The organism is Halomonas sp. AOP13-D3-9 (assembly GCF_052379125.1).
GTDB lineage: Bacteria > Pseudomonadota > Gammaproteobacteria > Pseudomonadales > Halomonadaceae > Vreelandella.
In genome coordinates, this window is the sequence record NZ_JBQSYH010000003.1 from 156172 (window position 1) to 180990 (window position 24819).

The window sequence follows — 24819 nt, forward strand, 5'->3', positions numbered from 1 at the left end:
CGTGCGATTGCCCTGATGGGTCACACGCTATTCCTCGTGAACTTTCCCAACCTTAAAAATCACAAGTGGAGAGCAACACAATGGCAGACGACAAAACCAATGCTGCTGAATACTGGAAAGCAAACGTCCGGTTAATTTTCGGATGCCTAGCTGTTTGGGCATTTGTTTCTTACGGATGCGCTATCCTGTTTCGCCCACTGCTCGCCGGTATTCCGGTTGGCGGCACTGATCTTGGCTTCTGGTTTGCACAACAGGGCTCAATCCTAACGTTTATCGTGCTGATCTTCTTCTACGCCTGGAAGATGAATAAGCTCGATAAAAAATTTGGCCTTGGGGAGTAAGCCGGTATGAGCCAGTTTGCAATTAACCTACTGTTCGTCGGCGCCTCCTTTGCCTTGTATATAGGCATTGCGATTTGGGCGCGCGCCGGCTCAACGAAAGACTTCTATGTCGCGGGCGGCGGCGTTCACCCGATCACCAACGGGATGGCGACCGCAGCTGACTGGATGTCAGCGGCATCGTTTATCTCAATGGCGGGTTTGCTGGCCTCTGGTGGCTACGCCAACTCCACCTTCCTGATGGGCTGGACCGGTGGCTACGTTATCCTCGCGATGCTATTAGCCCCTTACCTGCGTAAGTTTGGTAAGTTCACCGTGCCCGACTTCATTGGCGACCGCTTCTACAGCAACACCGCTCGTCTCGTTGCGATCGTGTGCTTAATTGTGGCGTCGGTTACCTACGTTATCGGCCAAATGACCGGTGCGGGCGTTGCGTTCTCGCGCTTCCTTGAAGTCAGCAACACCTGGGGTATCTGGCTAGCCGCGTTGATCGTATTCCTTTACGCCGTATTTGGTGGCATGAAGGGCATCACCTACACCCAGGTGGCGCAATACATTGTTCTGATCATCGCTTACACCATTCCTGCGGTGTTTATTGCCTTCCAACTGACCGGCAATCCGATTCCAATGTTCGGCATGTTCAGCACGCACACCGAATCCGGTATTCCGTTACTAGAAAAACTGGATGACGTTGTCAATGCGCTGGGCTTCCGCGACTACACGGCCGATGTGGATAACAAGCTCAACATGGTGTTGTTCACCCTGTCGCTGATGGTCGGTACTGCCGGTCTTCCCCACGTTATCATTCGCTTCTTCACCGTACCGAAAGTGGCCGACGCGCGTTGGTCTGCTGGTTGGGCGCTGGTGTTCATTGCCCTGCTCTACCTGACCGCACCGGCGGTAGGCTCTATGGCGCGCTTGAACCTGGCGACTACCGTGTATCCGGAGATGGCGGGGCAGGTTGAGAACTACGAAGAGGCTGCGCAAAACCCGATTCTGTACGAAGAGCGTCCAGGCTGGGTCCGCACCTGGGAAGAAACAGGTCTTATCAGCTTCAATGACCTGAACAATGACGGTCGTATCCAGATGTATAACGATGCTACCGACTATTCTGACCGTGGCTGGGAAGGCAACGAGCTAACCGTTAATAACGATATCCTGGTACTCGCCAACCCGGAAATTGCCAACTTGCCCGGCTGGGTCATTGGCTTGATCGCAGCAGGCGGTATCGCCGCGGCGCTGTCTACCGCAGCAGGCTTGCTACTGGCGATCTCTTCGGCGATCAGTCACGATTTGATCAAGACCATGATCAACCCGAAGATTTCCGAAAAAGGCGAAATGTTAGCAGCGCGAATTTCCATGGGCGGCGCGATTCTACTGGCCACCTATCTGGGGCTTAATCCGCCAGGGTTTGCGGCACAAACGGTGGCATTGGCCTTTGGTATCGCCGGTGCATCACTGTTCCCTGCGCTGATGATGGGTATCTTCTCCAAGCGGATGAACAGCCCTGGCGCAGTGTCCGGTATGCTGGCAGGCTTGATTTGTACCCTGCTGTATATCTTCACCTACCTGGGCTGGTTCTTCGTTCCGGACACCAACACACTGGCCAACACGCCGGATAACTGGATCTTCGGTATTTCGCCGCTCTCCTTCGGTGCCGTCGGCGCGATGATCAACTTCGCCGTTGCCTTTGCGGTCTCCAGAGTGACCGCTGCACCGCCACAGGAAATTCAGGATCTGGTGGAAAGCGTTCGCTATCCAAAAGGTGCTGGTGTGGCGATCGATCACTAAGTCATACTCTTTCCTGGCGTTATCGCAGTGCCGTGATATCGCTTAGGAATCGACCTTACCATCGGGCTTCCTTCGGGAGGCCCGATGGCTTTTATAGACGGCTTTTGGAAAGGATATTTTATGATTTGGCATTTGATCGCCGCCGTTTTTGCTGGCCTTGCGGCGGCAGGGATTGGCTTAATACTTCGCACACTGAGCGGTAAGCGACTCCCCAAGTGGATCGTACCGGTCTGCGGTGGGCTGGGCATGTTGGCCTATCAAATACAGGTTGAGTACAGCTGGTTTGAACACAAAAAGGCGCAGCTTCCCGAGACCGCTACGGTCATTTCCACCGAAAGTGGCACGGCGGTATGGCGCCCATGGACTTTTGCCATTCCCATGACCACCAAGTTCAGCATGATCGATAGTGAAAATATTCGCATGAGCGAGCAGGATGGCGCCCGTTTGGCGGAATTTATCCTGTATCAGTTTGAGCGTCATCACACCGATATTTTGATCACCCAACCCTATCTGCTCAACTGTGATAACCGTGAGCTAGTGCCGCTGGATCAAGACTCCCGCGAGCCTATTCTGGAAAAGATTCGCACGCTGCGCGAAACCTCACCACTACTCAACAACGTTTGCCCAGCGTCAAATAAATAAACAAATACAGCCCGTAGTATAAACAAGCCGAGGGAATGGTCGTACAGACCCCTCCATTTCGCCTAGAATGAAGCCTTTTTATTAGCATATGTTGAGTGGGTCGCACACTCTGGCGGGGAGAAAGGCATGTTTCACGGCGGGCTACTGGTAGCGGTTTCGCTACTCTATATTGCCGTTCTATTCGGCATCGCTTGGTACGGTGATCGCCGTGCACGCACCCACGGCGCCACCCGTCGGCGCCCGATCATCTATAGCTTAGCGCTGGCCATTTACTGCACTTCATGGACCTTTTATGGCGCGGTCGGCCAGGCAGCGACCGCAGGCTGGTCATTTGCGAGCATCTTCGTTGGCCCTATCCTGACGTTTTTGCTGTTTTGGCCAGTGTTGGCCAAGATGATTCGCGTTGCCAAGCACCAGAACGTCACGTCGATTGCTGACTTTATCGCCTCCCGTTACGGTAAAACCCAGTCATTAGCCGCCTTTGCCAGCTTGGTGGCCCTTGTCGGCACCCTGCCCTACATCGCGCTACAGCTAAAAGCGGTTTCCACCACCTTTAGCGTGCTCACCGACGCCTCCGATGTCACCCATACGCCGCTGTTTGGTGATACGGCCTTCTATGTGGCCATTGTGATGGCGATTTTTGCGATTCTCTTCGGCACCCGGCATACCGATGCCACCGAACACCATGAAGGTTTAATCCACGCCGTAGCGTTTGAATCGTTGGTCAAGCTGCTGGCCTTCGTAATACTCGGCGCCTTTGTCACCTGGGGTATGTTTGATGGCCTGGGTGAGCTGATGGGGCACGCTGAAAGCCAGCTCGAACTCCAGCGCCAGTTAGCCAACCAGGATTTTGGCCAGAGCTTCTGGGCGCAAACGCTGCTCGCCATGCTGGCTATTCTGTGTCTGCCCCGCCAGTTCCATGTGGCAGTGGTGGAAAACATTCACCCTGACGACGCTACCAAAGCGCGCTGGCTGTTCCCGCTCTACCTGCTGGCCATTGCCTTCTTTGTGGTACCACTGGCCGCCGCTGGGCTGCTGCTGTTTTCCGAAAGCGGCGTAGAGCCCGATACTTACGTACTGGCGCTCTCCATGGCTTCTGGCCATCAGTGGCTGACTCTGCTTACCTTTATCGGCGGTTTCTCGGCCGCGACCGGCATGGTGATTGTCGCCGCGGTGGCGGTGTCGATCATGATCTCCAACGAGATCGTTATTCCGGCACTGTTCCGGTTGCGCTGGTTTGATACCAAGGCGCGGGATTATGGCCGCTTAGTACTGCGTGCGCGGCGGTTGACCATCGTGGCCGTATTGGCCATGGCCTATGGATTTTACCAACTGATTGCCGAGTTCACCTCGCTGGCCTCGATCGGCATGCTGTCGTTTGCCGCCGCTGCCCAGTTTGCCCCGGCGGTGATTGGGGGGCTTTACTGGAAGCGCGGTAATCGCCTCGGGGTCATTGTCGGCATGAACGCTGGCTTTGCCATCTGGGTCTATAGCCTGCTGATGCCGGCCATGGTCAATGCCGGGGTGCTGCCCACCGGCTGGCTTGACGGTGGGCCCCTAGGGCTTAACTGGCTATCACCCACAGCGCTATTTGGCCTCAACTTGGGTGACAGCTTTACCCACGGCGTAATGCTGTCACTGGGAGTAAACCTGTTCTGCTACATTTTTGTATCCCAGGTTACTTCGCAGCGGGTGGTTGAGCGCATTCAGGCCTCGCTGTTTGTGGACAGCGTGGAGACGCGTCAAACCTCGGTTAACCGTCCCTGGACCGGCGCCACCACGGTGGGCGACTTAAAAGTGCTTTGTGAGCGCTTCCTGGGTGCTGGCCAGGTAGACCGCGCCTTTGAAGACTACGCCCGCCGGGTAGGGAAGCCGCTCGACAACGGCACCCGCGCCTCAATTGATATTATCCAGTTCACCGAACGCTTCCTGGCCTCGGTGCTGGGCGCTTCATCAGCGCGGATCGTGGTTAACTCGGCGCTTCAAGGGCGCGGCATCGGCATCTCGGATGTGATCTCGATTGTCGATGAAGCCTCCCAGGTATTGGAATTCAACCGGGCTCTGTTGCAGGCCACTATCGAAAATATTAACCAGGGCATCAGCGTGGTTGATCAGAACCTGCGCCTGGTAGTGTGGAACCAGCGCTATCTGGAGCTATTCCGCTTCCCTGACCACTTGATTCGCGTTGGCGCTCCCATCGACCGTATCTTCCGCTACAACGCCCACAACGGCGAGTATGGCCCCGGAGACCCGGAAGAGCATGTGCAACTACTACTCGACAATATTCGCGAAGGCCAACCCCACCGCTACGTGCGCTACCGCCAGGATGGCAGCGTGCTGGAAGTCCAGGGCAACCCCATGCCCGGCGGCGGCTTTGTGTATACCTATCAGGATATTACCCAGCAAAAGCGGATCGAAGAGGCGCTGATCCGTTCAGAAAACAATATCCGTATCTACACCGACAACGTGCCCGCGCTGATTGCCTACTTCGACAAAGAGTGCCGCTACCTATTTACTAACCGCGCTTACGAGCAAGTGTTCAATATTGACCGCAATGCGGTGATTGGCCGCCGCTTTGAAGACGTGCTGCAGGTAAAGCAGGCGGAAGAGCGCGTGCCATGGGTCGCGCGCGCCTTAAAAGGCGAGCGGGTGAGTTTTGAGGTCTCACTGCGAGTGAATGAGGCCATGCGCTATATGCTGGTCACTTACACACCGCACTTTGGTGATAGCCAGGCGATTCTGGGTTTCTTTGCTCTTTATCAAGATATTACCGAACGCCGCCAGGCGGAGATTGCCCTTAAAGAGACCAACGAAACCCTGGAAGAGCGGGTACGCGAACGCACCCAGGCACTCTCTGAAGCCAACGCGGCGCTGCGCCAAGAGAACCGGGTGCGTGCTGAAGCAGAGCTCGCCCTGCGCCAAGCCAAGCAATTGGCAGAGGATGCCAACGCCTCTAAGACGCGCTTTTTGGCCGCCGCAAGCCACGACCTGCTGCAGCCGCTCAACGCCGCACGGCTATTTACCTCCGCGCTGATGCAGAACGTGACCACCACCGATACCCAGCGCATCGTGGGCCATATCGATAACTCGCTACAGGCCGCCGAGGAGCTGCTGAGCACCCTGCTGGATATCTCCAAGCTGGACGCAGGTGCCTTAACGCCGCGGCGCAGTCACTTTGCCCTGGCGGATATCATTCGCCCGCTACGCGCCGAGTTTGAGGTGATGGCGGATGATCGGGGACTGGATTTAGAAGTGGTACCCACCCAGCTTTGGGTCGACTCAGATCCCCAGATGCTGCGCCGCATTGTGCAGAACTTCCTCTCCAACGCCATTCGCTATACCCAAGAGGGGCGCGTACTGCTGGGCTGTCGCCGCCAAAATGGCTGGCTGTCCATTGAAGTGTGGGACAGTGGCCCGGGCATTCCCGAATCCAAACTGACTGAGATTTTCCAGGAATTCCGCCGCTTGGATCAGGTCTCCCGCCATAAAGAGAGTGAAAAAGGCCTGGGGCTGGGGCTGTCGATTGCCGACCGTATGAGCCGGGTGCTGGACCACCCCATTAAAGTACGTTCGACGGTAGGCAAAGGCGCTGTTTTCTCGGTGAGTGTGCCGATTGTGACCGCCAGTGAGGCGAGCAGCGCCGAGCTCGAGCCCCAGGGCCGACGGGGCAGCCATAAGCTGAGCGGTACGCGAATTGTGTGTATCGACAACGAGACACTGATTTTGGAAGGCATGACCGCCATGCTGAGCGGTTGGGGCTGCGAGGTATTTACCGCCACCAGTATCGGCGGGGCTAAATCGATCCTGCGCAATATGGATGGTGACCCGGACGCTATTCTGGCGGACTATCACCTGGATAACGAAGTCACCGGATTAATGGCGTTAGAAGCGCTCAGCGAGCGTTTTGAGGGGGCGGTACCGGGGATTGTGATTACCGCTGACCGTACCGAAGCAGTGGCTGAAGAGATTAAGCGCGCGGGCTACCAACTGCTGCTCAAGCCCGTTAAACCAGCGGCACTGCGGGCGCTACTGACGCGCACTTTACAGGCCAATCGCGCGGCGCGTTAAGCGCCGCAGATGGTGGTTTTATCAAGCGGTGAATAAAGGACGTCCTTACGAAACCACTTTTGGCGGTTCGACTTCCAGCTTCTGGGCAGCAATCACTGCCTGGGTGCGGGAGTGAACGCCCAGCTTGCGTAGAATCGCGGTCACGTGAGCCTTTATGGTCGCTTCAGAGACGCTCAGTTCATAAGCGATCTGTTTATTCAGCAGGCCTTCGGTGAGCATATTCAAAACGCGGAACTGCTGGGGCGTTAGCGATGCAATCGCCTCAGCAAAGCGCGACTCCTCTTCGCTAGTCTCTTCCAGCACGTTGGCCAACGCCTCTGGCAACCACACTTCGCCCTGCAGGATTTCACCTACGGCCTCAGCAATTAGTTGTAGCGACGATGATTTAGGGATAAAACCCGACGCGCCGTAGTCAATAGCACGACGGACCACATAGGGCTCATCGCTGCCTGATACTACCGCCACGGGAATATCGGGCATTTGACCACGCAGTTGGATCAAGCCCGAGAAGCCGTGGGCTCCCGGCATATGCAGATCGAGCAGAATCAAGTCGGCATCAGGATGGCGATTCACCACGTCAGTGGTGGCTTCCATGGTATCCGCTTCGACAATTTCCGCCTGGGGGGCCAACTGGCGTAACGCTTGGGTCAGCGCTGCACGAAACAGCGGGTGATCGTCAGCGACGATAAACTTATGAGCTACTGCCATGGATATTCCTCCGGTTCCTCGAGCAGCGGGGTTGTCTGCCGCCGCGACGCTAGGCTCTTACGGTTGTGAAGCATGGTACCCCATGGGCTTCATCATGCCCAAGCATCACATGCACAATTTATAATAGATAGTTCATACAAATAAAACGCGTGTCTATAAACGCATATTTATAAACACGTATCTATAAACACAGCCGTGCCGACCTACTCGGGTCGGCACGGCTTTTTCAAGGGCCTTTGCGGCTAAACAGCCTAGATCGATGTCGCCACTATTGATTGACGCGATGCTCAATCAGCTCATCGACCACAGACGGATCCGCCAGCGTACTGGTATCGCCCAAGCCATCACACTCGTTAGCGGCAATCTTGCGCAGAATACGACGCATGATTTTACCCGAGCGGGTTTTCGGCAAACCTGGCGCCCACTGAATGACATCCGGCGAGGCAATCGGGCCAATATCTTTGCGTACCCACTGGGTCAGCTCTTTTTTGAGCTCGTCGGATTCCTCAATACCGTCGTTCAGGGTGACATAGATATAGATGCCTTGTCCCTTAATATCGTGCGGGAAGCCAACAACGGCTGCCTCAGCAACAGCACTGTGCGCCACCAGCGAGGACTCTATTTCGGCGGTACCCATGCGGTGACCGGACACGTTCAGAACATCATCCACACGGCCAGTGATCCAGTAGTAACCATCCTCATCGCGACGACAGCCGTCACCGGTGAAGTACATACCGTCGTAGGTCGAGAAGTAGGTCTGAGTATAGCGTTCGTGATCACCCCAAATAGAGCGCGCCTGCCCCGGCCAGGCGTCAAGAAGCACCAGATTACCTTCAGTGGCACCTTCCAGGATATTGCCTTCGTTATCCACCAGAGCAGGCTTCACACCAAAGAAAGGAACCGTCGCAGAACCCGGTTTAAGCGGCGTAGCGCCCGGCAGCGGCGCAATCATGATGCCGCCAGTTTCAGTTTGCCACCAGGTATCCACAATCGGGCATTTTTCGTTGCCGATAACGCGGTAGAACCACTCCCAGGCTTCCGGGTTAATCGGCTCGCCCACGGAGCCTAGCAGACGCAGGCTATCTCGCTTGCTCGAATCCATGACGTTATCGCCATGAGCCATCAATGCTCGTACAGCGGTGGGCGCAGTATAGAGAATATTAACGTTGTGCTTATCAACGATATCGCCCAGTCGGCCATGGGTCGGATAGCTGGGAACGCCTTCAAACATCAAGGTGGTCGCGCCGTTCGCCAAGGGGCCATAAACAATATAGCTATGCCCGGTGACCCAGCCAACATCCGCGGTACACCAGTAAATCTCACCCTCTTGATAGTCGAACACGTACTGGTGAGTCATGGCAGCGTAAGTCAGGTAGCCGCCGGTGGTGTGCTTCAGGCCTTTAGGCGCACCGGTAGAGCCAGAGGTGTAGAGAATAAACAACGGGTCTTCGGCGCCCATGGCTTCGGCTTCACACTCGCTGGACTGCTTGTCGACCAGCTCGTCAAACCAGACATCGCGGCCATCTTTCCACTCAATCTCACCGCCGGTGCGCTTCACCACCAGAACGTTTTTGCACACGTCGGTGCCTTCGCGGGTTAGCGCGGCGTCCACGTTCTCTTTCAGCGGTACATGCTTGCCACCGCGCACCGACTCATCGGCGGTAATCACTAGTTTGGAGTCGGCGCCGATAACACGCTGGGCAACGGCGTCCGGCGAGAAGCCGCCAAAGACAACCGAGTGAACGGCCCCGATACGCGCACAGGCAAGCATCGCCATGGCTGCCTCGGGAATCATCGGCATATACAGCGTAACGGTATCGCCTTTACCGATGCCCAATTCTTTCAGCGCGTTGGCCAACTGATTTGTACGTGCGTACAACTCACGGTAAGTAATGTGTTTGGAGTCATCGGGATTGTCGCCTTCCCAAATAATCGCCGTTTGATCGCCGCGCTTGTCCAGATGGCGGTCAAGACAGTTGGCGCTGACGTTAAGCAGGCCATCCTCAAACCAGCGAATATCGACATTGTCACGCGCAAAGGAGGTGTTTTTGATTTTAGTGGGCGCTTTAATCCAGTCCAGACGCTTGGCCTGCTCAGCCCAGAAGCCTTCCGGGTCGTCCATCGACTGCTGATACATAGCCTCATATTTGGCTTTATCGGCCCAGGCATTGGCGGCGAAATCGTCGCGCACCGGATAGACGTTCTGTTGATCGCTCATAAAATTGCCTCTGTCCGTGAAAATGCACTCTCTAAGAAATTGTAGTCGATACGGTTATTTATGGGCTTATTGGCCATTATCGGGTGTATCGACTGCCATTAATGTTCCCCTAGCATAAACCTCCTCGCGCGGGCTTCCCTTTAGACATTGGTATTATCATTTTTTATTTAAAAAACAAACATTTATACTCGACTCACGAGACAACTTCAGGCCTGTAGACCAAGGTCTTAGCGCAGTGTCGACAGCGGTAGCGACGCCCATTTACCACTAAAGCATGACGCCGCGGGGTAAATTGATGAAAGCGGCAATCACACTGGTAACGATAAGGTGCGGACTGCGCCTGCTTAATGTCAAACCGGTGAGTCACGCTGGGCACTAGGCCGAACAGATCGCGCATTACCGTTTTCCACTCGCGGCCGTGGGGTTTCAGGCGCGGGCCATTGTCCAAATGGAACACCAACCAGTGGGCCATTTCATGGGGAATCACCTCGTCAAAAAACGCTACGCGGTTTTCATTCAGCAGCACCGGGTTTAAGCGTAAGCCACCATGCCCCAGGTGGGCCTGACCAGCCGACGCGCCGCGTAGGTTAAACCACACTTTGGGCGCTGGCAGCGCAGGGCTCACTTCACAGCAGCGCTGCCACGCCTGTTCGACGCGCGTCCGCGCGGCCCGGTGTAACGCTGTTTCCGACATGGCGGCCAAATCAGCGGCGGGCCAAGGGGGCAGTGGTAATGTCTTCATTAGTGATAAACTAGCCGTTAAAGATAACCATTGATGAACGATTGTATAGATGAGGCTTTACCCATGGCAGAGCGCAGTGACACGCCCGACACCAACACGCCCCCGCAGCCACTGCTTGAGGATGAGCAGTTGGATAGACTGGACGACTTCCTCGACTCTGATCAAGTCGATGAAGACGCCCTTGACCTGATCTCCGCCCATGGCTTTTTAGTGGCGCTTGCGGTGGCGCCTAGCGAAGTGCCGCCTACCCAGTGGCTGGCGGAGTTGTTTCAGGGCGAGCCACGCTATGCCGATGATAGCGAGCGTGATGAGATTATCTCCCTGCTCACGCTGCTGCGTGATAACGCGGTGGCAGTACTCGAGCAAGGCGGCTTACCGGAACTCCCCTTTGAGCTAACGCTAGGCGGTGAATCCGCCGAAGACACCCCCATTGGCGATTGGTGTGCAGGCTTTATGGAGGGCGTCTTCAGCGACGAGAGCGCATGGTTCCAGGACGATGAAGAGGCCGCCGCCACGCTGCTGCTGCCATTTATGCTGCTCTCTGGTCTATTCGACGACGAGCCGGATATGGCCGAGCTGGCGAAAGATCAAACGCGCCAAGAGTCGCTGGTGGTGCAGTTGCCGGAACTGGTGTTGGATCTTTACCTGCACTACCGCGTACCGCCGGAAACCCCCAAACCCAAACCGCGTAAAAAAACGCCGGCAAAAGGTAAAAAGCGCTAGGCACTTTTTTAGAGCAACGTTACTTAAGCCGCGTCACGATGGCATCCAGCACGCCATAGAGCCACTCACGGGCGCGCTGGCCCCATGGCCGAGCCGCCCAAGCCGCGGCGTCTACCTCCTCGCTGGCGGCAAAGTTACGCTCAAACAGCTCGCGTACGTCGGCTGCGAGCTGCGGATCCTTCGCCTCTTGGTTGGCTTCTAGATTCCAGTGCAAATTCCAGTGGTCAAAATTACACGAACCGATGCTCACCCACTCATCGGCAAGCACAAACTTGGCGTGGATAAAGGTCGGCTGAAACTCAAAAATGCGCACCCCAGCCTTGAGCATGGTGTGATAAAAGCGCTGCCCGGCAAAACGCACACTGGGATGGTCATGCTTGGCCCCCGGCAGCAATAAACGCACGTCAATCCCGCGACGAGCCGCCTTAATCAAGCGTCGACGCAGGGCAAAGGTGGGCACAAAATAGGGCGTACACAGCCAGAGACGCTGCTCGACCTGGCTGACACGGAGGTGCAGCGAGTGGCGAATTGCTTGATAACGGTAGCCACGGGCTGACATTGCCCGCCCCGGCACGCCATTGGCCAGCGCTTTAGGCTCGCGGCGCTCTGGGAGAGCCACCGCCCGGCCATCGCCCTTCTCCCCGCGGGTCAGCCGCGAGTGCCACAGGCGACGAAACAGCAGCTCCCAATCGGCCACCACCGGGCCTTCAATACGCAGCGCAATTTCGTACCAGGCGTTGAGAAACTCATCCACCGCGCCAAAGCCGCCGGTAAACGCAAGCTCACCATCGATAACCACTATTTTACGGTGATCACGGCTCAGGTTACGCGCTAAAGAGTGAAAACCAATGGGGTTAAAAAAGCGCAATTGCACGCCGCCGTGCAGCAGCTTTAGACGATCAGCGCTGGAGAGACCCATCGCGCCATAGCCATCCAGCAGCAAGCAGACGCAGACCCCGCGCTGGGCAGCCTCCATCAGCACATCGCTGACTTGCTCTGCCAGCTCCCCCGACTCCATCAAGTAGAGCTCTACCAACACATAGTGCCGCGCGGCATGCACCGCTTCAAACATAGCGGGTAGAAAGCGTGTGGCCTCCGGTAGCAACGTAAATCGATTACCTTCTCGCCACGCGTTCTGCATGGATGCTCCTTGCGTTAGCGCTAATAAGCGAGCCGATTAACGCACTAATGAACGATGGACATACAAATCATAACGGCTGGTTTTACCCTCAAGGGTATGCTGCGGTGCTGGACCCGCAATAGGCGGCGCTTTACGGGGGCGCTTTACCACCACGCGATGCGTCGCCACATCCAGCGCCGCTTCCAGCAGGCGTGGGGCATCGTCGTCATCACCGGCCAACTCGCGAAACAGGCGCATCTCTTTTTTCACCAGCGCCGATTTTTCACGATGGGGAAACATCGGATCCAGATGTATCACCTGCGGCGTAAAGTCAGCACTGGCGACAAGCTCCGCCAAGGTTTGAGCGGCATCGCCGTGACGCAGCGTCATGCGGGCGGCAATATCCGCCGTATCGCTATGTCTGTAGGCACGCTTCAAGCCATCCTTCAACAGCGCCGCAATCGCCGCGACTCTCTCAATTAACAACACCTGGGCGCCTAGGCTGGCCAATACAAAGGCATCACGCCCCAGCCCTGCCGTTGCATCAACGATACTGGGCGTCACTCCCTTGGCAAGCCCACAGGCCTTAGCAATTAGCTGGCCACGGCCACCGCCGAAGCGGCGCCGATGAGCCGCTTTGCCCGCCGCAAAATCAACGCTGAGTGGCTTGCCGTAGCGCTTCTCATCACCGATCAGCACTAACCCTTGATCGCGCTGCTCTAAACGCAGGTCGTCTGGTAGAACAATGCCTTCAACGTCGTTCTCAACGAGGCTCTCAACATAGCGTTCTACAAAACTCATGCAGGCTTTTTCCAGGCCACGTCGTTGCGCAGATAAACCGGCTGAACCAGATGCGCGGCTTGCCCCAGCCCAGCGGCAAAATCACGCGCCGCCAGCCACGCCATCTCTTCGGCGCGGGGCTCTAAATCATCCAAATGTTGGGGCATGCTGAGCTGTACGTCGACAGTGAAGCGTTCCCACAGCGTAAAGCCACTGCCCACACCGACCCAGTCGGTTTCATCGCCCGGCAGGCGCAGCGCCTCAGGGGCGAGCACCGCCTCCGCACTCATCGGCGTAATGGTATCTTTAAGGCAGTGCCACGTTGCAGCGTATACCTCGCCCATTCGGGCGTCTAAGGCAGTCACTACGTGGCGTAGGTGATAGCGCCGGTGGGCCTGCAGCGCTAACGCTTCCAAGGTAGACACTCCCAACAATGGGCAGTCGAGGCCAAACGCCAGCCCTTGAGCGGCTCCCGCCGCTATACGCAGGCCGGTAAACGATCCAGGGCCTCGACCAAAGGCCACAGCGTCAAGCTGGGAGGGCGTTAGCTGTGCGTCGGCCAGCACTTCATCCACCATCGGCAGCAGCCGACGAGTGTGCGCACGGGGTGTCATCTCAAAGCGCGCCAGGCACTCGGTGCCCGCGTCGTCTTGGCGCAGCAAGGCTGCAGAGCAGGCGCTTGAAGAGGCGTCCAGGGCAAGCAGGTGTAACGGCATAGCAAATGGCCACTCGAAAGAAAGATTGCGGCATTATACCTTTGTCACGCTAACACGACGATGGCCCGCTTAATGCGGGCCATCGGCAAAGGCGAAAAACGTTTCTAGTCAGCTAAGCGTTTTTATCAGTTAAGGGCTCTTATTAACTCAGGGCCTCTTTTACCTGGCGGGTAATATCCGTCACGCTGCCTACGCCTTCGATGCGATGGTACTGGGGGGCGCTCTGGGGGTCTTGCTCGGCCCACTGCTGATAGTAATCAACCAGCGGCGCGGTCTGGTCGTGATAAACCGACAGGCGATTGCGCACCGTGGACTCTTGGTCGTCTTCACGCTGAATAAGCGTTTCACCGGTCACATCGTCTTTGCCCGGCTCTTTGGGCGGATTGTGGTCTACGTGATAAACCCGGCCCGATGCCTGATGCACACGGCGACCTGCCAAGCGGCTGACGATCTCTTCGTCGGGCACAGCAATTTCCACCACGTGATCCAACTTAACGCCGCCCTCTTTCATGGCGTCGGCCTGGGGAATAGTGCGTGGAAAACCATCGAACAGAAAGCCATTTTCGCAGTCGGGCTGGCTGATGCGTTCTTTGACCAGGTCGATGATGATGTCGTCAGACACCAGACCACCCGTGTTCATGATCTCTTTTACTTTCAGGCCCAGCTCAGTGCCATCTTTAATGGCCGTGCGCAGCATATCCCCGGTGGAAATCTGAGGAATCTTAAATTGCTCGCAAATAAACTGAGCTTGAGTCCCCTTCCCCGCGCCGGGGGCACCCAACAGGATTAAACGCATGGCACTGCTCCTTGAAGTTCTTGGTATGAAAAAGCGTATGAAAAATGAGTATGCAAATTCTGTTAACCGACAATAACCGCGCCTCTCAGGCGACACAACTCCCCAAAAGCCTGAGAGACCCGCTTTTATTTCAATTTTTTTAAATTAAAACAGCCAAATGCCCTAAATCTACCACTTTGGTCGCCCTGCGAGAGGTTGAGGCAGCCTTTAAGTTGAGTAAACACAAGCGGCGCCCCGAGGGGCGCCGCTTGTGAAAGCACATCGCTACCCACTACAGCAGTAAGCGACGAATATCGGTCAGCACATCGGCCAGGAAGGCGGTAAAGCGTGCCGCGTCGGCGCCATTGATCGCCCGGTGATCGTAGGAGAGCGATAGCGGCATCATCAAGCGCGGCTGGAAGGCGCTGCCATCCCATACCGGCTTCATCTGCGCTTTCGAGACACCCAAAATAGCCACTTCCGGCGCGTTGACGATCGGGGTAAACGCTGTGCCACCAATCGAACCGAGGCTCGAAATAGTGAAGCAGCCACCGGTCATCTCGTCGCGCTTGAGCTTTTTGGTCTGGGCTTTCTTGCCTAGCTCCGCCATCTCCTTGGCAATCTCGATCAAGGACTTTGTATCGGCGTTGCGCACTACCGGCACCATCAGACCATCGGGCGTATCCACAGCAATACCGATATGGACATAGTTCTTCCATACCAGGGTTTCACCGTCACCCTTCAAGCTGACGTTGAACTGCGGGAATTTACGCAGCGCAAAGGCGCAGGCTTTAACCATAAACGGCAGCGGCGTCAACTTGGCCCCCTGGGCTTCCGCTTCGGCCTTCATCGCCTTGCGGAAAGCTTCCAGCTCGGTGATGTCCGCTTCGTCGAACTGGGTGACGTGGGGCACATTGAGCCAGCTGCGGTGCAGGTTGGTCGCGCCCATCTTGAGCAGACGCCCCATGGGCTTCTCTTCCACTTCACCAAACTGGCTGAAGTCGACTTCCGGAATGGGCGGAATACCCGCACCGCCGGTAGCCGCGGCTGCCGCGCCTGGCTGGGCTTTGCCCTGATTGGCAATCGCCTGCTTCACGTAGGACTGCACGTCCTCTTTGAGCACGCGATCTTTCGGGCCGCTGGGCTTCACCAGCCCCAAGTCGACGCCCAGCTCGCGGGCCAGCATACGCACCGCGGGACCGGCGTGAACCAGCTTGCCATCACGGGGCTTATGGGCCGCCATCTGGGCTTCTGGACTGGGCGTGCCCGCCGGAGACTCAGTGGCCTTGGCCTCTTTTTTAGGTTCGGATTTTTCGGGCGCCGCTTTTTTCGGTGCGGCTTGCTTGCTCTTAGCACCCGCCACTTCCATATAGCCGATCACATCGCCTTCGGAAACGGTGTCGCCCTCTTTAACAGTTAGCTCAAGGAGCTTACCTTTAAAGGGGCTAGGCACGTCCATAGAGGCCTTGTCGGACTCCAGGGTAATCAGCGGATCTTCTTCGTTGATTTCGTCGCCTGCCGCTACGCCAATCTCGATAATCGGCACGTCAGAAGCACCGGAAAGATCCGGCACGCGAATCTCTTTGCGCGCAGGCGATTCGCTGGCGGCTTCTTCTGGCTCGTCATCCTGCTCAGCCGCCGCTTCCGGCTCGCTGCTGGTTTGACTGGATGCCTGGTCGTCAGCAGCGTCTTCGCTGTCATCGCCTTCGCCAAGGATCTCCATCTGGCCGATCACATCGCCTTCCGAGACCGTGTCACCCTCTTTCACGGTAAAGCTAACGATCTTGCCGCTATGGGGGCTGGGCACGTCCATGGAGGCTTTGTCAGACTCCAGGGTGATCAGGGTGTCTTCGGCCTCGACCTCATCGCCTTCGCTAACGGCGACTTCGATAATTTCGACGCTGTCCGAGCCGCCGAGATCCGGCACTTTAATATCAACCGTCTGCTTACCACCCGCTGATTTTTTAGCCGCGGGCTTCTGCTCTTGAGACGGCTCTGCCGGCTTATCTTGTTTCGCTGGAGCTTCCTCAGGCTGGCTCTCCGACGAACTCTCTTGCTGCTCGTCGCCGCCACCTTCCACTTCCAGCTCAACGATATCGTCCCCTTCGGAGACGCTATCGCCTTCTTTGACCAGCACTTTCAGTACTTTGCCGCCTTTCGGGGCCGGTACATCCATGCTGGCTTTGTCGGATTCCAGCGTGATTAGGGTGTCTTCCGCTTCGATGACGTCGCCTTCTGACACCGCAATCTCGATGATTTCGACATCGGTATCGCCGCCGATATCGGGAACTTTGATGATTTCGCTACTCAAGGTCGCGCTCCTTCCAAATCGGATCGAGCCGGTGGGCAAGCGCCCACCGGTCAGCGGTTTAGCTAGTCAGCGGGTTAGGCTTATGGGCATCAATGCCGTACTTCTTAAGCGCTTCACCAACCTGCTTGCGATCAATCTCACCACGTTCAGCCAGCGCACGCAGCGCCGCCACGGTAACGAAGTAGCGATCTACTTCGAAGAAGTAACGCAGCTTCTCACGGGTATCGGAACGGCCAAAACCATCGGTACCCAGTACAGTGTAGTCACCCGGCACCCAGGCGCGCACTTGATCGGCATACAGCTTCATGTAGTCGGTCGAGGCGATAATCGGGCCGTCGCGCCCTTCCAGGCACTTGGTGACGTGGGGCTTATTGGCCTCGGCCTCTGGGCTTAGGAAGGCTTCACGATCCAACAGCAGCGCTTCACGACGCAGCTCGTTAAAGCTGGTCACGCTCCAGATGTCGGCGCCAATGCCCCAATCGTTCTCGAGCAACTCAGCGGCGGCTTCCACTTCACGCAGGATAGTGCCCGAGCCCAGCAGTTGCACACGGCCTTTGTCGCCCTTGGTTTCGCGTAGCAGGTACATGCCTTTGACGATATCGTCGGCAGGTACGTTTTCTAGCGCCGGGTGCTCGTAGTTCTCGTTCATCACCGTCAGGTAGTAGAAGCAGTTCTCCTTATCGGTGAACATACGCTTCAGGCCATCCTGCATGATGACCGCCACTTCATGGGCGTAGGTCGGATCGTAGCTGCGGCAGTTGGGAATGGTGGATGCCTGAATCAGGCTGTGACCATCCTGGTGCTGCAAGCCTTCGCCGTTAAGGGTGGTACGCCCCGCGGTGCCGCCGACCATAAAGCCGCGCGCCTGTAGGTCGCCAGCCGCCCAAGCCAAGTCACCAATGCGCTGGAAGCCAAACATCGAGTAGTAGATGTAGAACGGCAGTAGCGTGACGTTGTTGTTGCTGTAGGAGGTCGCCGCGGCGATCCAGGCCGACATCGCGCCCGCTTCGGTAATGCCCTCTTCAAGGATCTGACCTTTCTGATCCTCGCGGTAGAACATGATCTGGCCTTTATCGACCGGCTCGTACTTCTGGCCTTCCGAGGTGTAGATACCCAACTGACGGAACATGCCTTCCATACCGAAGGTGCGCGCCTCATCGGGGATAATCGGCACGACTTTCTTGCCCAACTGCTTATCTTTCACCAGACCATTGAGGACGCGTACAAACGCCATAGTGGTGGAGACTTCACGTCCTTTCGAGCCACCCATTTGCGAGGCAAAGGTTTTGTCTTCGAGGCTAGGAATCTCCAGGGCCTCAAAGTCGCTCTGGCGGCTGGGCAAGTAACCACCCAGTCGCTCGCGCTGCAGGTGCATATACTTGAGCTCGGGAGAGTCGTCTTCCGGCTTGTAGTAGGGTACGTCTTTGAGCTGTTCATCGGTAATCGGAATGCCGAAGCGGTCACGGAAAGTCTTCAGCGCCTCGTATTCCATGCTCTTGACCTGGTGCGCTTCGTTGGCGGCTTCGCCATCGCCACTACCCATGCCGTAGCCTTTAACGGTGTGCGCCAGGATGACCGTGGGCTTGCCGTTAGAGGTGTTTACCGCCTCGTGGTAGGCCGCGTAAACCTTGAACGGGTCGTGGCCACCGCGGTTGAGCTTCCAGATATCTTCGTCAGAGAGGTCGTTGACCATCGCCTCGGTTTCTGGGTACTTACCAAAGAAGTGCTCGCGGGTGTAAGCGCCACCGTTGGCCTTGTAGTTCTGGTACTCGCCGTCGACCGCTTCGTCCATACGCTTCTGAAGGATGCCTTTCTTATCCTTCTCGAACAGCGGATCCCAGTGACGGCCCCAAACAACTTTGATGACGTTCCAGCCAGCCCCGCGGAAGACGCCTTCGAACTCGTCCATGACGCGGGAGTTGCCGCGTACCGGACCGTCAAGGCGCTGCAGGTTGCAGTTGATAACGAAGATCAGGTTGTCGAGGTTTTCACGACCGGCCAGTGAAATGGCACCCAGGGATTCCGGCTCGTCACACTCACCGTCGCCCATGAAGCACCAGATCTTGCGGTCATACATATCCTTCAGCTCACGGTGATGCAGGTACTTCATCACGTGGGCTTGATAGATCGCTTGAATCGGCCCGAGACCCATGGAGACCGTGGGGAACTGCCAGTAGTCCGGCATCAGCCAGGGGTGCGGGTAGGAGGAAAGACCGCCGCCATCAACTTCTTGGCGGAATTTATCCATCTGCTCTTCGCTCAGACGGCCTTCCAGGAATGAACGGGCATAAATGCCTGGCGCCACATGGCCTTGGATATAAATCAGGTCACCGGCAAAATCACCCTGAGGCGCACGGAAGAAGTGGTTAAAGCCCACGTCATACAGCGTTGCCGAGGACATAAAGCTGGCAATGTGGCCACCCAGGCCGGGCTTGGCACGGTTATTACGAATCACCTGCGCAATGGCGTTATAACGGATCAAAGAGCGGATACGGCGCTCCATGAACAGGTCGCCAGGCATCGGCGCTTCGCGGTGAACCGGGATCGTATTACGGTGCGGGGTTGTCACCGAGAAGGGCACCTTCATGCCGTCCCGGCGCAGGCGATCCGCCAGGCGGGTCATCAGGTAGCGGGCACGATCTTCGCCCTCACGATCCAATACCGATTCCAGGGAATCAATCCATTCCGTGGTTTCGATCGGATCGAGATCTTCTCTTGTCTCCAGACTCATAGAGGTCTCTCCGAATGACGATAAATGACAATAATCCCCGCTACCCGAAGGGCCTGGGACGGCGGTGTGGAACTCCACCACTCGCCAATATTCAGCCGGTGATTAAACGCCGGATAGGGGTTTTAGCTCTACATTCAATAAGCTACGTACTTATTGATGTAGTAAAGCTACACAATTTTGTTAAAAGTTAGCCTTTTGTATAGGGGAAGATACCTCAAAGTCGCCACGCTGCCAATTCTGTCGCAGCGGAAAAGCCTATCGAAAACAAACTATTGCACTGCAACATAAGCAATACATAGAGCAGTTTTCAGGGCTACCAACCAGTCACCCAATGTAATTAAACTACCGTTTTATTACGTTATTAGTGAAATACTTAGCGCGGGAAAACGTATTCCAACCGCTAACGCTCAAGGCGCGATCCCAGCCGCTGCTGAAAATACGCCCAGTCAAACGCCGGACCAGGGTCTGTTTTGCGCAGCGGCGCCACATGGGCATGGCTGGTTATACGGCTGCTATCTAGCTGGGGGTGGCGCGCCATTAGCCACACCACCGCGTCTACCAGCGCGTCATACTGGGCTCTGCTATAGGGGGTAACGTCATCCCCTTCAAGTTCAATCCCCACCGAAAAATCGTTGAGCGCCCTTCGCCACCCTGCTTGGCGAGCGTCCCACCAGCATGAGCGACCGGCATGCCAAGCACGCTGATCTGTATCAACAAACTGCACGCACTCACCATCGCGACGAATAAGCAGGTGTGCAGAGACTCTTAAATGGGCAATTTCGGCGAAAAACGGATGCTCATCTAGCGCCAATTGATTGGTAAATAGTGCCTCAATCGCATGACCACTAAACTGACCAGGGGGGAGGCTGATCGCATGAATCACTAGCAACGACACCTCACCGGTGGGCCGAGAGTCACAGTTTGGTGAAACGACTTTACGCGCGCTTTCCCACCACCCGTCAAGGGGTTGTTTGTTTTCCACTGGCAAGGGCTCCTCTACGTTAGCGCTCTCTTTACTGTGTTCTCTTTCACCTTCACCGCTGTTTTTCACTACAATGCCCGTCATCGAAGACGACGTTCAGGGAATCCACGGCCATGCATTATCAATCCGCTCTTGCTGAAGAAATCCGCGCCAGCGCCGCTCGCTTGCTAGCAGAAGACGTTGGCCCGGGTGATATTACCGCGCAATTGATCCCTGAACACCAGTGGGCCAGCGCCGACGTGATTACCCGTGAAGCCGCAGTGCTGTGTGGCGCACCCTGGGTAGATGAGCTGTTTCGCCGCCTGGATAGTCGGGTAAGCCTGACCTGGCACGCCGCCGACGGCGATAAGCTAGCGGCCGAACAGTGTTTTTTAACCCTGGAAGGCCCCGCCCGCGTTCTGCTCACTGGGGAGCGTGCGGCGCTGAACGTGCTGCAAACACTGTCGGCCACTGCCACCGCCACCCGCGCTTATGTCGACCTGATCGATGGTACCGGCGTGCGCCTGCTGGATACCCGCAAAACGTTACCCGGCATGCGTCTGGCGCAAAAGTATGCGGTCACCTGCGGCGGCGGTCATAACCACCGCATTGGCCTGTGGGACGCGTTTTTGATCAAAGAGAACCACATCGCTGCCTGCGGGGGCATTAAAGCGGCGGTTGCGCAAGCGCGCAAGCTGGCCAGCGACCTGCCCGTGGAAGTCGAGGTAGAAACCTTTGAGGAGTTGGATCAGGCGCTGGCAGCCGGTGCCGACATTGTCATGCTCGACAATTTTGCCATTGAAGACCTCCACGTTGCAGTTGAAATCAACGGCGGCCGCGCCACCCTGGAAGCTTCAGGCAATGTGGATGCCAACACCCTGCGCGCAATCGCCGATACCGGCGTTGACTGTATCTCCAGCGGCGCACTGACCAAAGATATCGCCTCCATTGATCTCTCAATGCGCATTACGCGCAGCTACAGCGTGTAACTCTGCTTACGTTTCGACGGCGTTAAGCCGCTTGGTGAGCTTATAACGCAGCAGTCGTTCCCCGCTTCGCTCGACCCACTCCTCGCCGTGGTTCTCCCAACCACGGCGCAGTAGACGCTCATAAAGAATTAAACTGGCCTCTATCTCAATTTGCCCCTTGCCTTGCTCAAGCAGCAGCCGTTCGGCATGCACCAGCAGCGTGGTGCCGATACCGCGGCCGGTCAGCGACGGCCAAACGTAGAGGGTTTCAACCCGCCCAGCGGCTAAGTCCAACTCCAAAAACCCCACGCAGCGGCCATCGCAGGCAGCCACCAAGGTGGTATACAGCGCTTGTCGCACGCCCCAGGCACTGCCTTCACGGGGCAATGCCTGTGCCCAGGCTTTTCGCTCTGAGAGCGTGTAATACGTCGCTGCACCCTGCATCACGGCATGGTAAAACACTTCAGCCTGGTCGGCGGCATCGCGTGCCAGCGCCGCCCGATACATGACGCGCGCGTTTGTCGGCGTCGGCGCTTGTTGCTCTGCGGTATTGGTCATGCGTCACCTCTGAGCTGTTCAGCTAACATTCAATCAAGACTCATTCGATCATGCCCACTGGGTCACGCCCCATTGATAGCGTTTAAGCCATTGGTCTGCTTTATACTACTCTCAACAACCCTATGCGTATCAACCCTATGCGCATCACCCTCAGCAAAGGCAGCGCAGTGTGATGGACGACGCCCCTAACAACGAGCACTTTATCCTCACGCCCATTGGCCATGTGGTCAGCGACTACCCCGATAAATTCGGCATTCCCCGCCAGCCAGGGCTCGCCCCCGCTGCCAATGCCCGGCTTGTACTCACGGCACCCTACAACGACCCACTCGCCGTGCGCGGCCTAGCAGACTTCAGCCACCTGTGGCTGAGCTTCATTTTTCATCACAGCCCCGAACGCTGGTCACCGCTGGTCAGGCCGCCACGCCTGGGAGGCAATAAAAAGGTCGGCGTTTTTGCCAGTCGCAGCACTCACCGCCCTAACCGCCTGGGGCTTTCGCTGGTGAGATTAGTCGGCATCGACACCCAGCACGGTGTCACTCTGCAGCTCCAGGGCTGCGACCTGGTCAGCGGCACCCCGGTGGTCGATATCAAGCCTTATCTGCCCTGGGCCGAAGCTCATCCTGGCGCACAGGCTGGCTTTGCCCCAGAGACACCGTCACTAATGGCGGTCACCTTTCATCCCGCCGCACTGGATACCCTGGCCCAGCGCCAGGACAGCGCCACCCTGCTGGCATTAATTGAGCAGGTGCTAAGCCAGGACCCCAGGCCCGCCTATAAGCAAAAGGATAGCGATTCTGAGCGCCTTTATGGCGTACGCCTGCGCGACGTGGACGTTAAGTTTTGCCCTCGCCAAAATGGCGAAGCCACCACCTTGGAGGTGATGGCTATCGAGCCTTACGCCGAACAATGAATCTGACGTGCGGATTTAAGCAGGAAAGGTAATACCCAAACGGCGGCCAACTTCCTCATACGCCTCAATCACACCGCCCAACCCCTGACGGAAGCGATCTTTATCCAGCTTCTCACGGGTGTTGGCGTCCCAAAGACGGCAACCATCCGGGGAGAATTCATCGCCCAGCACAACTTCACCTTTGAATACGCCGAACTCCAGCTTGTAATCCACCAGCAGCATATCACCCTCAGCAAACAGCGCCTTGAGGATATGGTTAACCTTGAAGGTTAATACCTTCATCTTGGCTAACTGCTCGGGCGTGGCCCAACCAAAGGTCTCCGCCAGCGACTCATTGATCATCGGGTCGCCCTTCTCATCGTTCTTCAGGAACAGTTCAAAGGTAGGTGGCGTAAGGGCGATGCCCTCTTCAACCCCGAGCCGTTTGACCAAGCCACCCGCAGCGATATTGCGCACCACGCACTCCACCGGGATCATCTGCATCTTTTTGACCAGACTCTCGGTATTGGAGAGCTGTTTTTCAAAGTGGGTGGGGATCCCCGCTTCCTGCAGCCGCTCCATAATGAAGGCGTTAAAGATGTTATTGACCATCCCCTTGCGGGCCAGCGACTCCACTTTCTTACCATCGAAGGCGCTGGTGTCATCACGAAAACTGAGCACCAACAAATCTGGATCGTCGGTGGTATACACAGATTTTGCCTTACCGGCGTAAAGTTCTTGGCGCTTTTCCATGGGGGCTCCGTAAGGGATCAAAGGTCAAAAAGTTAACGTAAATAGCCGGAGACACGCTCAAGCAGCTCGCGCTGATCATCGGCGCTGAATGCCCGCTCGCTGGCATTAATGGCACGCAGAATCGTCTGGTCGCCGTTAGGCTGCAGAGCAAGACGAATTTGCTGTGACATTTTGCGCACATCCGGGCTGAAGACGATTTGCAGCGGGTTGCGGTTGCGCTCGGTTTCAGTCATATATTCAACCATAAACTCATGACTGGCGGGGTCGGCGGCTAGCAAATCACGCTGACCTTCCTGAGCAAAATCCAGCTCAAGATAGTGATTCAACTCGGCCCATACCCGATCGACCGGCTGCGGAATCACCACTTCCCACTCGTCGTCCTGCTGACGAATTTGCAATGTCTGCTCATCGGTAAGACGCTGAGCCGTCCAGGAAGAGGAGACACTGGCAGAGGCACTGCGTGCACTGAGATGACTCTCTAATGCATCGAGGCAGCTCGCCATGGTTTGCCCGCCGCGTTCGCAGCGAACTTCGCTACTGCCTGCGCGCAGCGCGCTCTGTAGCTGTATTTCCGCCTGGGAGGTAACGATAACCCCCTCGGAAGCACTGCTCTGTAGCACTTCCAACTGGCGGCTACGCACAAACTCTTCCAGCTGCGGCCACACCGTACCGGTATCAGCGGCGACGACTAACCAGGTTTGATCGCCGACTTCGCGGCGCTCAACGTACTCAGGCTCCATCCCACTGCCGATAGCCAGTGACTGTGGGGGACGAATCTCTGCCGCTTCGTCAAGCCGTGCACCTTGGGTGGCGGCTTGAGGAACCGGCAGCGCATCGCGGTAGCGTTGGGTATTGCGGGTCTCTGGCAATACTAGCGGCGGCGCTGGCGTAGCGTCGGTGTAGTCCAGGTTACGGTCGTCGTAAAAACCATCCCGCGCACAACCAGAGAGCGCGACAGCCGCTGCGATTGCCAGCGGAACCCATTTAAGCGCACGAATATCAAGCACAGAGCTCATCAAGCCACCTT

General features: G+C 56.7%; 20 protein-coding genes. 7 read left to right on the forward strand and 13 right to left on the reverse strand.

Annotated features, from left to right (window positions below; all coding sequences use genetic code 11):
- Positions 1-80 precede the first annotated feature (80 nt).
- The 4 genes from ACT3UM_RS04490 (at position 81) to ACT3UM_RS04505 (ending at position 6839) form a co-directional block, all read left to right on the forward strand.
- Positions 81-341, forward strand: coding sequence for a DUF4212 domain-containing protein (locus ACT3UM_RS04490; protein WP_498896487.1), 261 nt, complete (start codon positions 81-83; stop codon positions 339-341).
- 6 nt (positions 342-347) lie between these two features.
- The gene (locus tag ACT3UM_RS04495) at positions 348-2129 is read left to right on the forward strand and encodes a sodium:solute symporter family protein (protein WP_498896489.1); all 1782 of its coding nucleotides are present in this window, start codon (positions 348-350) and stop codon (positions 2127-2129) included.
- 120 nt (positions 2130-2249) lie between these two features.
- Entirely contained in the window at positions 2250-2771 is a 522-nt protein-coding gene (locus tag ACT3UM_RS04500) for a hypothetical protein (RefSeq protein WP_498896491.1), read from the forward strand.
- 126 nt (positions 2772-2897) lie between these two features.
- Positions 2898-6839, forward strand: a complete 3942-nt coding sequence (locus tag ACT3UM_RS04505) for a hybrid sensor histidine kinase/response regulator (RefSeq protein WP_498896493.1) — start codon at positions 2898-2900, stop codon at positions 6837-6839.
- Between the two features lie 45 nt (positions 6840-6884).
- Here ACT3UM_RS04505 and ACT3UM_RS04510 read toward each other — a convergent pair whose 3' ends face one another.
- From ACT3UM_RS04510 to ACT3UM_RS04520, 3 genes are all read right to left on the reverse strand, one after another.
- Positions 6885-7547 (reverse strand): response regulator, encoded by a 663-nt coding sequence (locus tag ACT3UM_RS04510; protein WP_007113812.1) that lies wholly within the window; start codon positions 7545-7547, stop codon positions 6885-6887.
- Between the two features lie 268 nt (positions 7548-7815).
- Positions 7816-9765: an acetate--CoA ligase gene (gene acs / locus ACT3UM_RS04515; RefSeq protein WP_498896496.1), complete on the reverse strand. Its 1950-nt coding sequence runs from the start codon at positions 9763-9765 to the stop codon at positions 7816-7818.
- Positions 9766-9958: 193 nt separating this feature from the next.
- A complete protein-coding gene (locus tag ACT3UM_RS04520; RefSeq protein ID WP_498896498.1) occupies positions 9959-10507 on the reverse strand; it encodes a SprT family zinc-dependent metalloprotease in 549 nt (182 codons plus the stop codon).
- A gap of 63 nt (positions 10508-10570) precedes the next feature.
- Here ACT3UM_RS04520 and ACT3UM_RS04525 point away from each other — a divergent pair, with 63 nt between their 5' ends.
- On the forward strand, positions 10571-11230 hold the full coding sequence (locus tag ACT3UM_RS04525; protein ID WP_498896707.1) for a YecA/YgfB family protein: 660 nt from the start codon (positions 10571-10573) through the stop codon (positions 11228-11230).
- Between the two features lie 19 nt (positions 11231-11249).
- Here ACT3UM_RS04525 and ACT3UM_RS04530 read toward each other — a convergent pair whose 3' ends face one another.
- The 7 genes from ACT3UM_RS04530 to ampD all read right to left on the reverse strand — a co-directional run bounded on the left by ACT3UM_RS04530 (position 11250) and on the right by ampD (position 20645).
- The gene (locus tag ACT3UM_RS04530; protein WP_498896500.1) at positions 11250-12371 is read right to left on the reverse strand and encodes a phospholipase D-like domain-containing protein; all 1122 of its coding nucleotides are present in this window, start codon (positions 12369-12371) and stop codon (positions 11250-11252) included.
- A 36-nt stretch (positions 12372-12407) separates the two neighbouring features.
- On the reverse strand, positions 12408-13151 hold the full coding sequence (locus ACT3UM_RS04535; RefSeq protein ID WP_498896502.1) for a class I SAM-dependent methyltransferase: 744 nt from the start codon (positions 13149-13151) through the stop codon (positions 12408-12410).
- Positions 13148-13846, reverse strand: a complete 699-nt coding sequence (gene tsaB, locus ACT3UM_RS04540) for a tRNA (adenosine(37)-N6)-threonylcarbamoyltransferase complex dimerization subunit type 1 TsaB (protein ID WP_498896504.1) — start codon at positions 13844-13846, stop codon at positions 13148-13150. Before tsaB ends, ACT3UM_RS04535 begins: the two co-directional genes overlap by 4 nt.
- 142 nt (positions 13847-13988) lie before the next feature.
- Positions 13989-14642, reverse strand: a complete 654-nt coding sequence (gene adk / locus ACT3UM_RS04545) for an adenylate kinase (RefSeq protein WP_498896506.1) — start codon at positions 14640-14642, stop codon at positions 13989-13991.
- A 271-nt stretch (positions 14643-14913) separates the two neighbouring features.
- Positions 14914-16932, reverse strand: coding sequence for a pyruvate dehydrogenase complex dihydrolipoyllysine-residue acetyltransferase (gene aceF / locus ACT3UM_RS04550; protein WP_498896508.1), 2019 nt, complete (start codon positions 16930-16932; stop codon positions 14914-14916).
- 58 nt (positions 16933-16990) lie between these two features.
- Positions 16991-19663, reverse strand: coding sequence for a pyruvate dehydrogenase (acetyl-transferring), homodimeric type (gene aceE / locus ACT3UM_RS04555; RefSeq protein WP_498896510.1), 2673 nt, complete (start codon positions 19661-19663; stop codon positions 16991-16993).
- Positions 19664-20063: 400 nt separating this feature from the next.
- Complete coding sequence (ampD, locus tag ACT3UM_RS04560; protein ID WP_498896512.1) at positions 20064-20645, reverse strand: 1,6-anhydro-N-acetylmuramyl-L-alanine amidase AmpD; 582 nt, start codon at positions 20643-20645, stop codon at positions 20064-20066.
- 113 nt (positions 20646-20758) lie between these two features.
- Between ampD and nadC the strand changes: the two genes are divergently transcribed.
- Entirely contained in the window at positions 20759-21613 is an 855-nt protein-coding gene (gene nadC / locus ACT3UM_RS04565; protein ID WP_498896514.1) for a carboxylating nicotinate-nucleotide diphosphorylase, read from the forward strand.
- Between the two features lie 6 nt (positions 21614-21619).
- Here the strand turns inward: nadC and ACT3UM_RS04570 are convergent, their stop codons facing one another.
- A complete protein-coding gene (locus ACT3UM_RS04570) occupies positions 21620-22150 on the reverse strand; it encodes a GNAT family N-acetyltransferase (RefSeq protein ID WP_498896516.1) in 531 nt (176 codons plus the stop codon).
- A 172-nt stretch (positions 22151-22322) separates the two neighbouring features.
- On the opposite strand from ACT3UM_RS04570, the gene tsaA reads away from it, so the two are divergent.
- The gene (gene tsaA, locus ACT3UM_RS04575) at positions 22323-23060 is read left to right on the forward strand and encodes a tRNA (N6-threonylcarbamoyladenosine(37)-N6)-methyltransferase TrmO (RefSeq protein WP_498896518.1); all 738 of its coding nucleotides are present in this window, start codon (positions 22323-22325) and stop codon (positions 23058-23060) included.
- Positions 23061-23075: 15 nt separating this feature from the next.
- Here tsaA and purC read toward each other — a convergent pair whose 3' ends face one another.
- Both purC and ACT3UM_RS04585 read right to left on the reverse strand, forming a co-directional pair.
- A complete protein-coding gene (gene purC / locus ACT3UM_RS04580; RefSeq protein WP_498896520.1) occupies positions 23076-23792 on the reverse strand; it encodes a phosphoribosylaminoimidazolesuccinocarboxamide synthase in 717 nt (238 codons plus the stop codon).
- Between the two features lie 32 nt (positions 23793-23824).
- Positions 23825-24808, reverse strand: coding sequence for a lipoprotein, NlpB (locus tag ACT3UM_RS04585; protein WP_498896522.1), 984 nt, complete (start codon positions 24806-24808; stop codon positions 23825-23827).
- Between the last annotated feature and the right edge of the window lie 11 nt (positions 24809-24819).

Excerpts from the sequence above, each read along its gene's own strand:
- ACT3UM_RS04505 (WP_498896493.1), top strand. The coding sequence starts at position 2,898 with ATGTTTCACGGCGGGCTACTGGTAGCGGTTTCGCTACTCTATATTGCC.
- ACT3UM_RS04510 (WP_007113812.1), bottom strand. The coding sequence starts at position 7,547 with ATGGCAGTAGCTCATAAGTTTATCGTCGCTGACGATCACCCGCTGTTT.
- ACT3UM_RS04490 (WP_498896487.1), top strand. The coding sequence starts at position 81 with ATGGCAGACGACAAAACCAATGCTGCTGAATACTGGAAAGCAAACGTC.
- ACT3UM_RS04535 (WP_498896502.1), bottom strand. The coding sequence starts at position 13,151 with ATGAGTTTTGTAGAACGCTATGTTGAGAGCCTCGTTGAGAACGACGTT.
- ACT3UM_RS04500 (WP_498896491.1), top strand. The coding sequence starts at position 2,250 with ATGATTTGGCATTTGATCGCCGCCGTTTTTGCTGGCCTTGCGGCGGCA.
- nadC (WP_498896514.1), top strand. The coding sequence starts at position 20,759 with ATGCATTATCAATCCGCTCTTGCTGAAGAAATCCGCGCCAGCGCCGCT.
- adk (WP_498896506.1), bottom strand. The coding sequence starts at position 14,642 with ATGCGTTTAATCCTGTTGGGTGCCCCCGGCGCGGGGAAGGGGACTCAA.
- ACT3UM_RS04525 (WP_498896707.1), top strand. The coding sequence starts at position 10,571 with ATGGCAGAGCGCAGTGACACGCCCGACACCAACACGCCCCCGCAGCCA.
- ACT3UM_RS04530 (WP_498896500.1), bottom strand. The coding sequence starts at position 12,371 with ATGCAGAACGCGTGGCGAGAAGGTAATCGATTTACGTTGCTACCGGAG.
- aceE (WP_498896510.1), bottom strand. The coding sequence starts at position 19,663 with ATGAGTCTGGAGACAAGAGAAGATCTCGATCCGATCGAAACCACGGAA.
- acs (WP_498896496.1), bottom strand. The coding sequence starts at position 9,765 with ATGAGCGATCAACAGAACGTCTATCCGGTGCGCGACGATTTCGCCGCC.
- ACT3UM_RS04585 (WP_498896522.1), bottom strand. The coding sequence starts at position 24,808 with ATGAGCTCTGTGCTTGATATTCGTGCGCTTAAATGGGTTCCGCTGGCA.
- purC (WP_498896520.1), bottom strand. The coding sequence starts at position 23,792 with ATGGAAAAGCGCCAAGAACTTTACGCCGGTAAGGCAAAATCTGTGTAT.
- tsaB (WP_498896504.1), bottom strand. The coding sequence starts at position 13,846 with ATGCCGTTACACCTGCTTGCCCTGGACGCCTCTTCAAGCGCCTGCTCT.
- ACT3UM_RS04570 (WP_498896516.1), bottom strand. The coding sequence starts at position 22,150 with ATGACCAATACCGCAGAGCAACAAGCGCCGACGCCGACAAACGCGCGC.
- ACT3UM_RS04520 (WP_498896498.1), bottom strand. The coding sequence starts at position 10,507 with ATGAAGACATTACCACTGCCCCCTTGGCCCGCCGCTGATTTGGCCGCC.
- ACT3UM_RS04495 (WP_498896489.1), top strand. The coding sequence starts at position 348 with ATGAGCCAGTTTGCAATTAACCTACTGTTCGTCGGCGCCTCCTTTGCC.
- tsaA (WP_498896518.1), top strand. The coding sequence starts at position 22,323 with ATGGACGACGCCCCTAACAACGAGCACTTTATCCTCACGCCCATTGGC.